Raw genomic sequence first — 15745 nt, forward strand, 5'->3', positions numbered from 1 at the left:
ATCCTATTATCCCAAGTTAATTAAACGCTCTTCCATACCAGGAAAATAGATTGTTTTAGCTTTGCCGTAAACGGTAACATCTGTAGCTTGGCAGCAGGAAAGATCATGATAGAGATCCAAAACGCTTGCGATAGTCCCCGTCTGTTCAGGCGTGGCCGCAAAGAGGGTAAGATTTTGATCGGTGATAATTTTATAAATCTCATTTAAATTATCTTCATCAAGCTTACCCACCTCATCAAATACTACCGGCAGTTGTAATTTTAAATCCTCAGGAATCATATTTTTAAACAGGATCGCAAGTAAAATAGCATTGACCATGGAGTTGGTCCCATTTGATTGAGGGGTATCCTCTTTCTCTTCATTTCTATAGAAAGAGTAATTCACTTTTTCAATAATTTTAGCGATATCAATCTTTTTGGAGGATTTTACATAAAATGTATTATGAAAAGATTGGAGATAATCATATAACTCTTTAGGGTATGTACTATATTGAGTTTTTGACATTTTCCTCATAGCATCAACCGCCGCTCTATATTGCGGGTGATATACAAGATCAATAGCGACCCTCTCTAAATTAGAAATTTGATAGCTCGATAGTTGGCGATTGAGTCCATTAATATAACTATCGATGAGTTCTTTAGTGGTACTGATGATACGAATCGATGTTGCAACCGTATTATTATGTGCTTCTAGACGATCATGAAAATTCTTTTTTTGACTCTCTAATGTTTCAAATCTATTTTTAAGAGATTCATACAAAATCTGAAATGATTGGCTAGAGAGACTCACCCGATGCTTCTCTTCGGGGGAGATCTCAATGAAGCCATAATCAGTAAATATATGTAAAGATCGAAGAATCACATTATTAAGTTCATTGATAGAGTGAATATTATGTTGAATCTTCTCAATGGTTGATTCGACATATTGAGATTTATAATCATTGATTGATTTTAAAGTAGCAGTTGCGGAGGATAGACCCGTACTATCCAGGAAGCCTCTATAAGTCAGGGTTAATACTTTTAACTCATCAGCAATACGTTGAATGCTACTCAATTGTTCTTGATGCTGATGATAAGCAGATTTTGAATGATTAAATTGATCTATCAAAACATTAATTTCCGCCTGTAAAGCATTTTGTGATTCTCTATAGATACTCAATTCACTCTGATTAGTATCTCGTTTATCTTGGAGCTCTTTAAGGCTCTTACGCAAGTTAACTTCGCCTGCCAAGTTCGCCAATTGCGCTTGAATCAGCTTATTATCTTTCATCAGTTGTGATCTATTTTGTTGGCGATCTTGCGGAGATGCTTTTCTATATTGAAGTAGAGAAGAGCGATCTTTCTCTAATAGACCTATATTGCTCTGTAAATCCTTTATCTCATTAGCTAAATTTAAAATGGCATTTTCATCGGAGTATCTCTTAAATAAGACTTTAGAGAAGGGATGATCATTTAGAGTGAGCTTACCATCTTGCTGTCCAAATAAATTAGCAAAATCAGTAATAGTTTGTTGTTCATTTGCAGTGAGAAGGGCAGTGAGACTAGTAAAATTCTCATTTAAGCTGAATAGTATGGAGCTCGTATCTTCTGTAAACTGGTCTAAGAAATTCTCTCGATTCTGAATACTTGCTAAAGAAGATTTTAATGTACTTAATTGTTGTCGCTTTTGACTAATCTCTTTATCTAGAGAAATTAATCTGCTTTCTGTCTTAGCGCTATTCTCAAGTGCCTCTATATACTCTTGATTAGATAGCTCTCGCTGTTTAAGATCGTTAATAATCTCTTCAGCTGAAAAAATATTTTTTTGCGCATAATCTGCTTTTAGGCCTTCAAGATCATTGAGTGTCTGATCAATTTTTTGAGCATTAACTTCTGTCTCTTCAATACGCGTTGAAACAGCAGTGATAGAGTTCTCTATTTGTCGGAGCTTTTGGTTTTCAATATTTAATGTTTTTTCCTGCTGATTAGCTTGCTCTTTTAACGATTTTGCTTCTTGAACAAAAAGATTGAGGGCATCATTAACATAGTGGGTAATTTCGTTAAAAAGTACTTTTGTATGTGATTTTTTAGAGGTGTATCTATCAAGATTTACTTTAAACTGATCCCATTGAGGCATTTTCTCCTCTATAAGAGAGAGAAATATTTGCTGTTCTTGTAGGTCTTGCCATTCAGCTAATTTATCCTCTAAATCGAGAAAGATTCCATCTTCTTTAACAACACTCGGCCCTCTACTATCAATAATAGAGCCGATAGCGATGGGCAGTGATTGAGTTGAAGCATTGCTAAGATCAAAAGCCATATCTAGTAAGGCCCTGACAGTTTTAACGCTATCAGAAGAAGATTTCTGAATCATGGGGAGAAGACAAAATCTCGTATGATCATCTTTCGCTGTTGTTCGAGAGTAGATCGCTTCGCTAATCATCTTTTTATCTGTGATAAGCAGGCCACCATACTGTTTTGATAAAAGCTTTTCTTTGATTGTTGTAATAGCAATATCTTCATGAAGCGCCCCGATTTCTTCATTATGGTTAGATGTGGTATTCCAAAATAGGTGTTCAATATCTTTGTATGGATGGGGAACGGCTATTCTGTCGTAATGGTAACGAGTACTTTTAAAGAGTACCCAACAAAATCCATGGGGATGGCTTGGATTTTCTGCTTCGCAAATAATATAGGATTCGTGACTAGGGAAATAGTAGCGAAATGATGCCTCATCAGAAAAGGTAACGCCCCCTGAGGAGAAATTAAATTTATTGGCACTTCCTTTAAAGTTCACTTCAGGTAGCAAAAAGAGCTTAAGTGCTGATAGTGATGAAGTTTTACCCTCATTATTACTAGCAAATAGAGCTGCAGATTGATTGATAGGGAGGCGAACATAGTAATTTGAACCTGAGTTAATAAAAATTAACTCATTAATAGAGTACTGACTTTGTAAGTTTAAAGATAAGGAATCACTATGCACGGTAACTCTCCTGTTCTATAGTTGTTTGGTAGTAATGTATTAAGCCTATGAGGTGATCAATTTGGTCAGAAATTTTTAAAAATCTATTTAATCTATTTAATTCTGAACTTAAAGCTCGTCGTTTAGATGTTTTTAATCTTTGTACAATATCGTTAGGAATTACAAAGTGAGTGTTATCGATTGATAAGCCATTATTAAGAAGATTTTTGTAAATTTGTAATCCACCTATATCAATATCTAATAAACAGAAAATATCTCCTTTAAACTCCCTTAGATAAGGGATAATATTTTGATTGGAAATACTATTACCCGCAGCATAGATAAATTCTATCTCATTCATATCATGTTCTATTCCACAAGATTGATTCATAAATCGATAGGTATCTCTAAAATTTAAGAAGCACTCAAGATTTTCTATAATGATCGCATGTTGCTTTTTAGGCTGTGATAATGGATGATCATCCATAAAAATATGCACATAAGGTATTTCTGTTTGGTGAGTAACTGCTATGAGCATGGCACCATTAACATTTGTTTGATGTGTATTACCCATAAGACTTGCAGCTGCTCTGCTATTTTTATTGGTAGGTTGTGCGAGCTGAATAATTTTTTCAAAAGCATCATGATCGGTAATAGTCATTCCATAAACTGTCTCACTATATTTTTTCGGAGTAACCGCTTGATTAATTAACGAGTCATCAATTTTTAAACGGGATAGCTTCCTATAAAGAAGAGGCCAATTGACTCCTTTTCCTCTTTGGATCGCTTCTAATTCTTGGATTATTTTCATTTTTATTTTTTATATCATTTGATACTAAACCTCTCAGAGTATGATTATAAAATAATCATATGTCAATCTATTAAATCATTATTCCCCCCCTATATTTTTGATTAAAGAGGGAATTAAGATAAAAATTAATAGCTTTTTGAGTGTAATTTACGTATCAATTAATACTATAGTTGGTGTATATGGATGCTAATTTACAAAAAAAATATCAGTTTATAGAGTTTTTACTGTTATTTAAGGGGGTACTTACTCGTAATGAGTTAGTGATAAGATTTTCTATTGGTGAGGCAACAGCTAGTCGGTTGATTGCCAGTTATATAGAGCAATATCCAAATCAAATGGTTTTTATGGGGGCTCGTAATGGGTATGCAATCTCGGAGAGTTTTACTCCCCATTATGAACACTCAGTAGAGGATGCCTTGCAATATATCGCTTACGGAAAGATCTCTAGTCAGTTACCGATAGAAAAATATGGTAATGAGTATTTAAAAAGCCTTACAAATTTAAGTGTTGTATTAGTCTCTAAAATTACACGGGCGATTGTGAACAGTGAGTGGTTAAAAATAGAGTATTTATCGACCTCTTCAGGAAAAACAGTAAAAAATATTAAGCCACATAGTCTGTTTAAGGCTGGAGGATCTTGGTATTTTAGAGCCTTTGACGTGCCAGATATAGAAAATATTGACTCTATCAGCTCTTTAAGTCATGAGCTGATTCAAAAATGTTATAAAACATTTAAGTTTAGCCGTGTATTAGATGCAGTATTGAATGTAGATCGTAATGAAATCCCTTTAGTCGAACATGAAGTAAGCAGTGAAAGGGATGATGATTGGAATCGTTATCGTCATGTTCAATTAATTCCTCATCCTAAGGCCTTGCACCCTGAAAGTCAGATGTTGGATTTAGGAATAACAGATTTAGGTGTTAGAGAAATAGTGATTTCAGAAGCACTGCTAGGTTTTGTTTTAATTGATCTAAGGGTTGATTGTTCAAGAAATGCCGAACTTAATCCTTATGAATATCCATTGTATCTAAATAATTTAAGAGAGTTATTAAATGTTTCTTCTATGAAGATAGCGCCAGGTTTTTCATTATAAGTAGCTATAAGTAAACATAGAGAAGAAATCTCACAAAATGCTCGTCGTAATATTACGACGGTACAAGAGATCAGATATTTAAATACAACGATATATCTACTTGTATCAAGCACACAAAGATATTATTTAACATAATATATAGAATCGGACATTTTATATATCCTTCATATTGAGGTAGGAGAATACCCTCTTTAAAGGATCAGTGTCGATTTTGATCTTTGTTCTTATATTTCTTGTTCGGCATCTTCAATATGATCATTCCTAATGAATCTCATGAACATTCATAGATTCTACGTAAATATGATTCGGGCTAGATTCGAAGTTTTAATTAGAAACTGTTTAAAGCTACCTTAAACGTCTATCTTAAAAGAGATGACCTTACAGGTGACTTTGAAACTTAGAGTTTTTCTTAGGACTCTCTAGGAAGGAATCTTTTGGCATCAGCCTTCATCTAAATTGATTCGATCGATCTCTTTCTGCTTCATGCTTTTTATAAGTCTTCATCGATTCAGTACATAGATTCTGTAAATATTCATAAATTGAATATTATTCATGAGTATTCAAGATCACTCGAGTATCACTCGACATACCCCAAAATTATCAAAGTAAAAATTGTTAAAGTTAGGCAATAAAAAAGGATTGGAGTAAATTACCCAATCCTTCTTATCCGTTTGATCAGTAATCGATCAGAATAGCTCAAATATCTCTTTCTACCTGCTCTATTGACGATTATCATTAAATGATAATCTTTTAGATATATTACACATTGCGTGTTGCATGCAACTATCACATATGATAAAAATACCTTTAAGCTAAACGAATTTATAAGTAAGGAGAGATCTTTAAAATATTACTGTTTATGAATCCAGGAGAACTGTTCGAGAATATCGGTATCATTCCAATTTTCACGGCTATTTGATTCTTGTGTCACTAAGAGACGTGCGGTATTGATAATATGGCGCTCCATCTCTTTGCCGGCATTATCAGGATCACCATTTAGGATTGCTTTATGTAATTCTTGATGATCTTCAAAAGCTTCAAGACAAGTGCGTGAATGTGGAATAGTACTGGGGCCCGAGAGTAAGACTGTATTGCGTGTATTATCGATAATTGTTAATGCCCTTTCGACAGCGGCGATCTTAAGGAGTGCTGAATGGTACTCTTTATCTGCCTGAAGTGTTGCTTTTGCATCATCTGCTTCTGCGGCTTTAAAGAGGTTTTGATAAGCAATATTAAGCGCTTTAAGATCATCTTCGGTCCGAATCATTGCCACTTTTCGAACCAATGGCACTTCAAGCATTAGACGAATTTGAAAAGATTCTAAAAGATCTTTTAAAGAGGTCGGAAGGATACGAATACCGCGATTGCGCTCAATACGGACCAGACCAATATTGGCAAGTTGTTGGGCTGCTTCTCGAATGGGGGTTCTCGATGCACCTACCCACTCCCCTATCTCAGTTGCTGAGTAGAGTTTTCCTGGTTCTAACACATTATTAAGGATCGCTTCACGTAAGAGTTCAAACGCTTGATCAGAGAGACTTTCTATTTTTTTTAGTTTTTTCATATTCAAGTATCGTAATTAAGGAGATAAATGTGTCAACCATCAACTATGCAGTGATTGGAGGAGGAATCAACGGACTCTCCGTTGCAAGACAGCTTCTCATCGACTATCCCGATGCCAATGTGACCCTTTTTGAAAAAGAGTCGGAGGTTGCAAGACATCAAACAAGCCATAACTCCGGCGTTGTGCATGCAGGATTATATTATGCAAAGGGTAGCCTAAAAGCAAGATTATGTCGACGTGGTGTGAAGCTTGTTCGTGATTATTGTCAAACGAATAATCTTCCTTATGATCAGTGTGGAAAAGTTGTGGTCGCCCTCAATGAGATTGAAGAGGAACGATTAAAAAAACTCTATCAAATCGCCCTCGATAACGAAGTACCCAATGTTCGCATGCTCTATGGTGATGAAATTAAAGAGGTGGAGCCCAATTGTATTGGTGTTGCTGCCCTTCACTCTCCTGAAACGGCGATCGTCAGCTATGAAGCGATTGCAAAACGTATTGCCGAAGAGATTCGAGAACGTGGGGGAAAAATTGAACTCAATAGTCCTGTGGAATCAATTACAAATAGTGCTGATGGGAAGATCAAGATCATACTTGCCGGAAATCGTGCTATTCCTACGGAATTTGATTATGCCGTTAGCTGTGCCGGCTTGCAGTCAGACCGATTAGCGAAAAATTCAGGCGATATCGATACTCCTAAAATAGTCCCCTTCTTTGGGCAATATTTTGTTTTAGATGATCAATATACAGATGATGTTAAAGGGCTTATCTACCCCGTTCCTGATCCTAAATATCCATTTTTAGGTGTCCATTTTACCAAGCGTATCGATGGGAAAATGACAATAGGCCCTAATGCTTTTCTCTCTAAAGGACGAGAAAATTACGATGGTAAAGGATTTAATTGGCGCGATATTAAAGAGTATCTCCTCTATCCTGGTTTTTGGCGCTTTGCTTTCCGTAATATTCCTGCCGCTATGCGCGAATCAAAAACGGTTTTTAGCCAACAAAACTTTATTAATGAAGCGACTAAATATGTGCCTAGCCTCGCTAAAATGACGGTCAAGCCAGCAACAAGAGGGATTAGGGCGCAAGCAATGGAAGCAGATGGAACGTTAGTTGATGACTTTGTGATTCGCCGTGATGGCAATATTACCCATATTCGCAATGCACCATCACCGGGAGCGACCTCTTCTATGGCAATCGCAGAGTATATTGTGCGAGAAGTGATGCCGGGGAAAGAGGGTCAGTAGATCGAGTTGATATCAGCTACAAGGATTTAAAATTATAAGGACTAAATCTAATAATATTGAAGATTTAGTCCTTTTTTGTTGAGCCCTTCCCCTTTTGTAAAGATGCTGCTCCTTATATAGCTCCCCTACTTTATCCTTTATTCACCTATTCCTTGATCATTTTCTATTACCTTTCCATTCTGACACTTCTACTAGCTCCTAGCGTTCTCTTTAGCATTCTTTATAACGCTTTCTATAACCTTCTGAAATATCTATCAATTCTTTCTAACCCTCTATGTTTGGGGCGAATGAAGATAATATTTAATAATAAATTCTTTTTGTTTTATCTATTGTGTAGTAAATTGTACTTATCAATAATATATTGCTGTTTTATATGAAAAGTAGGTTATATCCAATATTTAAATGAGATATACAGATGAAATATAGAAAATATATTAAGCAAAATAGAATGAAATCTGTTGCCGATTGCACCGATCTCTATTTTTAGATTCCTGATTGTGATTTTTTGATATTTATCATTTTAGGTGAGTGATATTAGATAAATGGCTCGGTTATTCAGTAGTCAGGGATTAATTATTACGCCTTGCTCTTATCTCTCCTCTTCCCTTCTTTATCGATCGATATCGATTTAACTCCTTATACAAGATCTTTGTACAAGATCCTTATATAGATAAAAGGTAATTTATAAATTATGAATAATCCTATTTTTTCAAACTGTAAAAAAAGAGAGATAAAAAAAAATTATTCTACTATTTCTATTGATCTCTGCGCTCCCTGAACTTGTTGATGCCCAGGAGATGAGTGATGGCGCTAATGAAAATAAGCACTATCAGCAAATTACCCTTCCGATTGATAGAGGTTCCGACACTCCTTCAAATTATGATAATTCGGCTGTGACTAAAATTAATTTAGATCATTATGATGCATTAGTTGAAGAGCGAGAGATAGTGATCACAAATGCTCCGGCAGATGGTGATCCTCTCTATGGTGGTGAGTCGAGCGCTACGATTAAAACGGGAGATGCTACTGCCGGAAAATCGACGGGACACTCGCGCGCTGAGGCAGCCATTACCCTACCTGAAAAGATCAATTTCTCTGTAAAGACTCAAAACAATAACTTAACGATCAAAGAGAATATCGGCTTTGCTGGATCACTCTACGGTGGTCAATCTTCCATTGAACTTATAACAGGCGTTACTACCGGAAATGATGTTATAAGTAGCGGTGAATATGGGTTCTCCATTAAAGATGGCAGTATTAATATTTATGGTGAGATGGAGGCCGCATCTTTAGGGAATCAAGTTACGCTTGCATCAAATGCAAGTGGAGTCGATTCAGTAATCGGGGGTGAAGCAATACTTACTGGAAAATCAGGTGATGCTCGAACTGGTAATGTAAGTAGTCAGCCAACCAAAGATGTATCAAGACTTGTAAATAGAGCCTCTGCTTTTACTAATATTGATAGTAATAATCTTATTTTAGAAGCCTCTCAAAATCATATTACAGTTGCTACCGATGCGAATCGTTTAATAGGTGGTCGAGCATTGGCCCAATTTAATTCTGGTGATGCGAAATCGGGATATATTAAGGTCGATACAGAAGATGATATTGCCGCAGAAAACTACACATTTGCCAATAGCTATGTGGTTACAAAGGATTTAACGCTGAAAGCTGATAAAAATTGGGTTGAAGCGCAGGGAAATAGTAGTGAGATCTATGGTGGAAGTGCAGAATTATCACTTATAGCTGGTGATGCAATTGCTGGCGGTGTTAGCTATCAAAATGGTACTAAAATATATGCTGATGTTGATGCCAATGCCATCACGCGAGCAACGGGTTCATCGATGACCGCAAACCAGAACTCTCTCTTCTTATTAGGAAATGCCGATAAAGCTGTCGGAGGAAGTGCCGCCATCTCTCTAGTTTCGGGTGATGCTATTGCGGGGAATATCTCTTCAAACTCCACCATTTACGATAAGAATCCTGAATATCATGATCCGGCAGATCCCGAGCAAAAACTCCCTCATAAAAAGGCCTTTGCTTATTCAGAAGTTTATGCCGATTCGATGAATGTTCAGGCTAACGGCAATCAGGTTGAAGTTGGAGTAAAAGGTGCTGTGACCAATCTTATTGGCGGAGAGATCTCCCTTACTCTCGAAGCCGGCAATGCCAAAAGTGGAGCGGTTATTCATGCAAAAGATGATAAACAATCAGAGTACAAGATTGATGCTGGCGCGAATATTAGCCTGGAAAATACGGTGTTAAAAGCAAATAATAACAATGTAAGACTCTTGGGAAGTCTCAATAGTGGCGGGAATATTTATGGAGGTGATATCCATTATACGATAACACCAGGGAAAGCCTATTACCAAAATGGAGAGGAGATATCAGAAAGAAACAGCGTTATGATGGATGGCACTCAAGCTTATGCGCGTAATAATCTTATCGAGCTAGGAGAATTTACAAAAGTCGATAATGGTGGGCAACTGTATGGGGGTCATTTAACCTATAATGGTGACTACCGCCCTGCACAGTATGATCTTTTTACAGGAAATAGGCTACATACTAGTTCTCGATCTCCGCTCCACTTTAAGGAGGTTGCTAATTTTGAGTATTATCAATTCACCTTAACACCACAATTAGCCAATGAGAATATCGCTATCATTAATGCCGATAAGATTATCTTTGGAAGTAATGAACAGAATCAGAACCTCTCTTCCAATGGCTCTACTCCCTCTACTCCCTCCAAAATTAATGTAGTAGGAATTCACTCTGGTGATCGCATATTAGGCGTTGGCGATCAATTTATTTTAATGCAAGCAAAACCCGGAGAGCTTCGAGGGGATGCAACAGCAGGAATAGATGAAGTGACACAGATACAACAAGGGATCTCACTTCTTTATAGTGTTGAAACAGAAGTTGAATATGAGAATGATCGTGTAATCACTGTTATTAAAAAAGGCACAAACAAGCCAACAGATCCTGAAAAACCTGATCCCCCCTACGTATGGACTAACCCGGAACTGAAAGTTGTAGGGGACGGCCGCCTCGCCATGGAAGAGCTCCTTCTCCGAGGTGCGGATAATCTTCTAGGGATTATTCGTAAAAATCAGATTGAAGGTTATGTTCCTTTTGCTGACTTTTATGCCGGTCACTCAAAATATGCTAATGGATCAGTGATTCGTGCGAATGAATATATCATTACGATGGGAATGACATATAAAAAAGAGAATTGGGTGATTGCTCCGATTGTTGAATATGGTTGGTCTGATTATAAAAATCATACACAATATGTCGGTCAAAATGGGAATAGATTCACCAGCCGTGGATCGGGGGATAATTACTACTATGGACTTGGTCTATTGAGTCGTTATAGCTTTGATAATGGTCTCTATCTGGATGGTGGGGTTAGATACGGAAAAAGCCGCAGTAAATTTAATTCCCAAGATCTTGCGCATGCGGCAACAGGTGAGCTTGCTCATTATAAAATCTCTAGCCCATATTGGGGAGCGCACTTCTCTGTAGGTTATGAGATGCCTATAGCGGAGAATCAACATTTTGATCTCTCCTCTACCTTCTTATGGACAAGGCTCAATCGTAAAAATAGTCGTGTAGTAGGAGATGAGATCCATTTTGGTGCTATTAACTCTAAGCGACTCAATGTCGGGGCCGAGTGGCATTATGATTATCGTCCCGATATGAGTTTTAGAGCGGGTATTGCCTATGAGTATGAGTTTGATACCCAATTTAATCTTCATGCTTATAGAATGAAGGTTGATACAACATCTCTTAAGGGAAGTACAGGGATTGTTAAAGTAGGAACAAGCTTAAAGCCCTCAGAATCCTCTAGATTCTCCTATGATGCCGATCTTTCTGGTTACTTTGGTAAACGGAAAGGAGGCGAAATTAGCGTGCGAGTAAACTATGAACTCTAAGCTATGAATCCTAAACTATTGACTCTAAAATAAGCGTTTGAAGATAGAAGCCTCAAAAGTAGATTCAAAAGTAGATTAGCAATTCAACATCAAGAAAAAGTTAAAGAGGAATCTTTGAGTTGACTATTCTATTGAAAAAGCTTTTGGGGCCTTTTATTTTTATCAAATTGTTTCGATTAAATATCTACTTTTAATCGCTATTAATATATCGTTTTAGTATCTATTCTAAAATCAGTATCCCATCTAAAATATCAGAAGAATCTCTTCTTGAAGAAGATGCCGGCAACAACGCCACTTAATACCACCATGATTGCAATTAGTAACATAAATGCTTCCGGTTCATCTTGATATGGCAGGGGAACATTCATCCCATAGATGCTCGCAATTAATGTTGGAATCGAGAGCACAATCGTCATTGCCGTTAAAAGCTTAACCACATGGCTCACATTATTTTGAATAATATTGCCATAAGCATCCATCACATTATTAGCATTGAGTTGGTTAATCTCTGCAACAGAGTAAGCCTGCTCAAGCTCAACAATAGTGTCATCAAATAACTCTTGTCCATCTGCAATGAGCTCTAGGTGGTGCTCATGATTAATCTTTCTCATAAGATGTAACATCTGTTTAAGAGAGATTGTCATATCGAGCAATCCATCATTAAGATAGAGTAATGTATAGAGCTCTGAATTGCGATATGAACGGGAGAGCTCCTCTTCTGCTTCCGCGATCTCATGCTCCATGGTATGCATCAATTTAAGATAGCGTTGTGCGGTGTGATGAAGAAGATCGAGCGTATTTTGAATAAGTCGCTCTGCCCCTAAACCTTGGCAGTTTCGAATAAAATTCTCCCTTAATTGTGGCGTCTCGACACTACAGATTGTTACAAGGTGAGAGCCCGTCAGCACGATGCCAAAAGGGACGGTCCGGTAACGAATACCATCGCTATTTTTCTCAATTTCCCGATTCACCGTGGGAACATGGATAATAATGTAGGTGATCCCGGCACCCTTCTCAATCATCGGCCGAGTGTTAGGATCGAGTGCTTCTGCAATAAAATGGCTGGAGATCCCCAATTGGCGATTCATCTTAAGGCGCTCTGCCGCTGTGGGGGCAATCACCTCTACCCAGTTCTCTTGCGTGATCTCTGATTCATGGTAGTAGCTATTGCGAATAAGGTTTTTATAGATCTGCATCATTGTGATACCTCCGATATTGTTGGCTGTTTCTTCTATTTTTACGTCTACTGAGTCTACTGATATCTCTATTTCTTATTTCTATTTCTGCTTATATCTTAGAATTTTTTCTTCAATCTCGATTTCCCGACTCCTCGATTAATGTAGGCGGAGATAACGTTTAAAGTAGAAAAAGAGTATGAGCAGTAGACTCAATCCCGCCATGATGGTGGCGACGATAATGGTAGTCGCAGGATCATCTTCATTCGGTAGCGCAACATTCATTGAGAAGATCGAACCAATCATTGTAGGAATAATCATCACAATGGCGATTGCGGTTAATGCCTTGAGAACGGTGTTGAGATTATTATGGACAATTGCGGCATAAGCATCCATTAGGTTACTCAGGCTCTCTCGGCGCATCTCGGCAACTTCGGCCGATTGCTCAATATCGACTAAAATTGTATCGAGCAGCTTTCGATCAGATTCTTGAATTTTAAAAGTGCGTCCTTGCATCATCTGGCGATAGAGAATGGCTAAAGCGGAGAGCGAAGTTGAGAAGAAGACTAGACTTTTACTCAATTCTATTAGGCTAAAGAGCTCTCTATTTTGGTAGGATGCGCGTAATTTCTGCTGCAATGCTGCCGCGGCATCATTGATATACCCTAGATGATCATCATACGCTTTTGCCACCGCTTTAAAGAGCAGTAGTGTGATGCGCGTCTTCATCTCTGTCTGGAAATCGCCACACTCTCCATTGATGAGTTGCTCAATAAGAGGATGATGCTGACGACTTACCAGAATGAGATTGCTATCGGTATGAATGATCCCTAAAGGTTGAGTGATATAGGGTGGTTCATGTTTCTCCCCTGCCTTGGGATTTTTAATCGGAAGATTGAGAACAATAAGGTACCCATGCTCATCTCGTTCTAAACGGGGTCGCTCATCTTGATCGAGGGCATCGGTAAAGAATTTTGCCGGCAATTGAAAATGGCGCGTCATCTGATTGATCTCATCCATATTAGGATCGATCAAAAGAAGGAGATGGTTAGGATGAATGACTGATTTTTGGATTAAGCGCTCATCGCTATTTTTGTAGATGGTTAACATGATGTTACTCCTCTATCTGGGCCGATTTATAATGTTCGGATTAAATTTGATCTCTCACGAGATTGATTATTACTGATTGTTATTAATTATTATCGGTTATTACTGATTGTTACCGGATGCTATTGAGTGTTATCGATTGCAGGTTGCTTTAAAGCATCCTTTTAACCTTAAAGATGAGTAGTGCTCCCACGATGAAGATGCCGGTGATAATGCCTAAGAGCGTTAGGGCGTAAGGTTCATCTTGAAATGGCAAGGGGGTATTCATGCCGTAGAGCGCAGCAATCGACATCGGGATTGCTGAGATGGTGATAAAGATCGTTAAATATTGCACTGAAAGGCTGAGGTTGTTCTCAATCAGTGCAGAATAAGCATCCATCAAGTTACGCAAATTGGCATTATAGACACGAGCTAAATTCTCCGCCTGAGCCGTTTCTACAATAAGATCAGAGAGCTGTAGATCCTGCTCATAATCTGCTTTTAGGGTGCTCTGCTCATAAATCAGATTGAGAAGTTTGTGATTATGCTTTAAAGCTTTTGCAAAAAAGAGGAAACTTTTATTGTAGTTGAGAAGTTGATAGACAGATTGGTTGTTAAAAGCGCTTTTGAGCTCATCTTCCATCTTTGTTGTCTCCCTCTCAACCTCTTTTGTTGCAAGAATAAAACTCTCCGTCGTCAACTCTAAAAGGCGATAGACAAAGCTTGTCACATCGGCAAAAGCCCACGTTACCAAATATTCATGCTCAAGATGCATCAAGAGCGGTGTTTCATCCTCTAAAATAGTGATCACTCGATTTCCTTTAATGAGAATTGTTAAAAGGGTCACTTGGTAAGGGATGGCAGAATATGGGAGATTTCTTTTAGGAACATAAAGCCTTAAAAGAAGAAGATCGCCAATCTTTTTCTGCAGACTACCGCGAGGCTGATTGAGGGTATCGAGTGGTAGATTGAGCGAGTGAAGGAGTCTATCGACCTTCTCCTTACTCGGCGCGACTAGATTGACCCAAAGCGTTGTTGCTCGTTGTGCTTCTTGAGATCTGTTGGCGTTATTGAGTAAAATTCCATGCTCTGCTGGATAGATCGTCATTATAAAACTCCTTTCTGCGAATGCCTTTGCTCTCTTTCTCAATAACGCTTAAAGTGCATCACTGCCCTTTTGATGAGTATTGAGGAAGAGAACAATTTTGATAATCAGTTAGGTAGTAAGGCTAAGTGCAATTGAGCGCAATAATTGAGAGCAATCAAATGATCAAAGTTAATAAAAGCGCATATCAAAACGCATATTCAAATATCCAAATATCCGAATATCCGAACGGAATACACGAAATATATGAATATAAGCTAATAAAACTTATTGAGGGTAACGCAGCTTATCTGTTAAGGCTTAATTTTAAACTTTAATTTTAAAGCTTATTTTTATAGCGATAACGCAAAAAAGCGTACCCTCAATCATGAAGGCACGCTTTCTAGAGAGATAGTATCAAGATACTGATCTCTGTTATACGTTTTTAATCGACTCACAAGAGATCGATAGAGAGATTATCTCTACCAATTGATCTGAAAGTCTGATCATCCTCCATTCATTGAGCTTTAGCACTGTACGGCATAAGATCAATCAGATATCAGGAGAAAGCGAGAGGAAGGTAACCCCTACTTTATTCTATCTATCTCAATTGACTAGCTACGTTATAAACCACCTTAATTCGATAGTTTCTGTTCAAACCCGTTGGCGTCTTTGGACGTTTCTGGGCAGTAGCATATCTCCGTACAGGAGCCTCACCTAACGAGGTATTTCTAATTTGTTGGAGGAGATCATAGACTCAATAGTGCATCGATGTCAACTCTTTTCATAAAAAGAATTTTACTCTA

The 15745-nt window shown here is 37.7% G+C and carries 9 protein-coding genes and 1 riboswitch; of the genes, 3 read left to right on the top strand and 6 right to left on the bottom strand.

Annotation, left to right across the window (positions count from 1 at the left end):
* Nucleotides 1-6: 6 nt before the first annotated feature.
* Nucleotides 7-2961, bottom strand: coding sequence for an ATP-binding protein (locus DC082_RS01490; RefSeq protein ID WP_109235448.1), 2955 nt, complete (start codon nucleotides 2959-2961; stop codon nucleotides 7-9).
* Nucleotides 2954-3751, bottom strand: a complete 798-nt coding sequence (locus tag DC082_RS01495) for a hypothetical protein (protein WP_109235449.1) — start codon at nucleotides 3749-3751, stop codon at nucleotides 2954-2956. Before DC082_RS01495 ends, DC082_RS01490 begins: the two co-directional genes overlap by 8 nt.
* A 179-nt stretch (nucleotides 3752-3930) precedes the next feature.
* Here DC082_RS01495 and DC082_RS01500 point away from each other — a divergent pair, with 179 nt between their 5' ends.
* On the top strand, nucleotides 3931-4845 hold the full coding sequence (locus DC082_RS01500; protein WP_109235450.1) for a BrxR family helix-turn-helix transcriptional regulator: 915 nt from the start codon (nucleotides 3931-3933) through the stop codon (nucleotides 4843-4845).
* An 850-nt stretch (nucleotides 4846-5695) separates the two neighbouring features.
* On the opposite strand, the gene DC082_RS01505 is transcribed toward DC082_RS01500, so the two are convergent.
* Nucleotides 5696-6409, bottom strand: a complete 714-nt coding sequence (locus DC082_RS01505) for a GntR family transcriptional regulator (RefSeq protein WP_109235451.1) — start codon at nucleotides 6407-6409, stop codon at nucleotides 5696-5698.
* Between the two features lie 29 nt (nucleotides 6410-6438).
* Between DC082_RS01505 and lhgO the strand changes: the two genes are divergently transcribed.
* On the top strand, nucleotides 6439-7659 hold the full coding sequence (lhgO, locus tag DC082_RS01510) for an L-2-hydroxyglutarate oxidase (protein ID WP_109235452.1): 1221 nt from the start codon (nucleotides 6439-6441) through the stop codon (nucleotides 7657-7659).
* Between the two features lie 797 nt (nucleotides 7660-8456).
* On the top strand, nucleotides 8457-11594 hold the full coding sequence (locus DC082_RS01515; protein ID WP_133243671.1) for an autotransporter outer membrane beta-barrel domain-containing protein: 3138 nt from the start codon (nucleotides 8457-8459) through the stop codon (nucleotides 11592-11594).
* Nucleotides 11595-11845: 251 nt separating this feature from the next.
* Here the strand turns inward: DC082_RS01515 and DC082_RS01520 are convergent, their stop codons facing one another.
* The 3 genes from DC082_RS01520 to DC082_RS01530 all read right to left on the bottom strand — a co-directional run bounded on the left by DC082_RS01520 (nucleotide 11846) and on the right by DC082_RS01530 (nucleotide 14963).
* A complete protein-coding gene (locus DC082_RS01520; RefSeq protein WP_229821524.1) occupies nucleotides 11846-12793 on the bottom strand; it encodes a magnesium transporter CorA family protein in 948 nt (315 codons plus the stop codon).
* 135 nt (nucleotides 12794-12928) lie between these two features.
* On the bottom strand, nucleotides 12929-13879 hold the full coding sequence (locus DC082_RS01525; protein ID WP_109235454.1) for a magnesium transporter CorA family protein: 951 nt from the start codon (nucleotides 13877-13879) through the stop codon (nucleotides 12929-12931).
* 148 nt (nucleotides 13880-14027) lie between these two features.
* A complete protein-coding gene (locus DC082_RS01530) occupies nucleotides 14028-14963 on the bottom strand; it encodes a magnesium transporter CorA family protein (RefSeq protein WP_109235455.1) in 936 nt (311 codons plus the stop codon).
* Between the two features lie 481 nt (nucleotides 14964-15444).
* Nucleotides 15445-15671: riboswitch (M-box (ykoK) riboswitch) on the bottom strand.
* Nucleotides 15672-15745 lie beyond the last annotated feature (74 nt).

The organism is Ignatzschineria indica (genome assembly GCF_003121925.1).
Lineage (GTDB): Bacteria > Pseudomonadota > Gammaproteobacteria > Cardiobacteriales > Wohlfahrtiimonadaceae > Ignatzschineria > Ignatzschineria indica.

What these genes read in the sequence shown, in the direction of transcription:
- DC082_RS01520 (WP_229821524.1), bottom strand. Translation starts at nt 12,793, where the DNA reads ATGATGCAGATCTATAAAAACCTTATTCGCAATAGCTACTACCATGAA.
- DC082_RS01505 (WP_109235451.1), bottom strand. Translation starts at nt 6,409, where the DNA reads ATGAAAAAACTAAAAAAAATAGAAAGTCTCTCTGATCAAGCGTTTGAA.
- DC082_RS01530 (WP_109235455.1), bottom strand. Translation starts at nt 14,963, where the DNA reads ATGACGATCTATCCAGCAGAGCATGGAATTTTACTCAATAACGCCAAC.
- DC082_RS01515 (WP_133243671.1), top strand. Translation starts at nt 8,457, where the DNA reads ATGAGTGATGGCGCTAATGAAAATAAGCACTATCAGCAAATTACCCTT.
- DC082_RS01500 (WP_109235450.1), top strand. Translation starts at nt 3,931, where the DNA reads ATGGATGCTAATTTACAAAAAAAATATCAGTTTATAGAGTTTTTACTG.
- DC082_RS01495 (WP_109235449.1), bottom strand. Translation starts at nt 3,751, where the DNA reads ATGAAAATAATCCAAGAATTAGAAGCGATCCAAAGAGGAAAAGGAGTC.
- DC082_RS01525 (WP_109235454.1), bottom strand. Translation starts at nt 13,879, where the DNA reads ATGTTAACCATCTACAAAAATAGCGATGAGCGCTTAATCCAAAAATCA.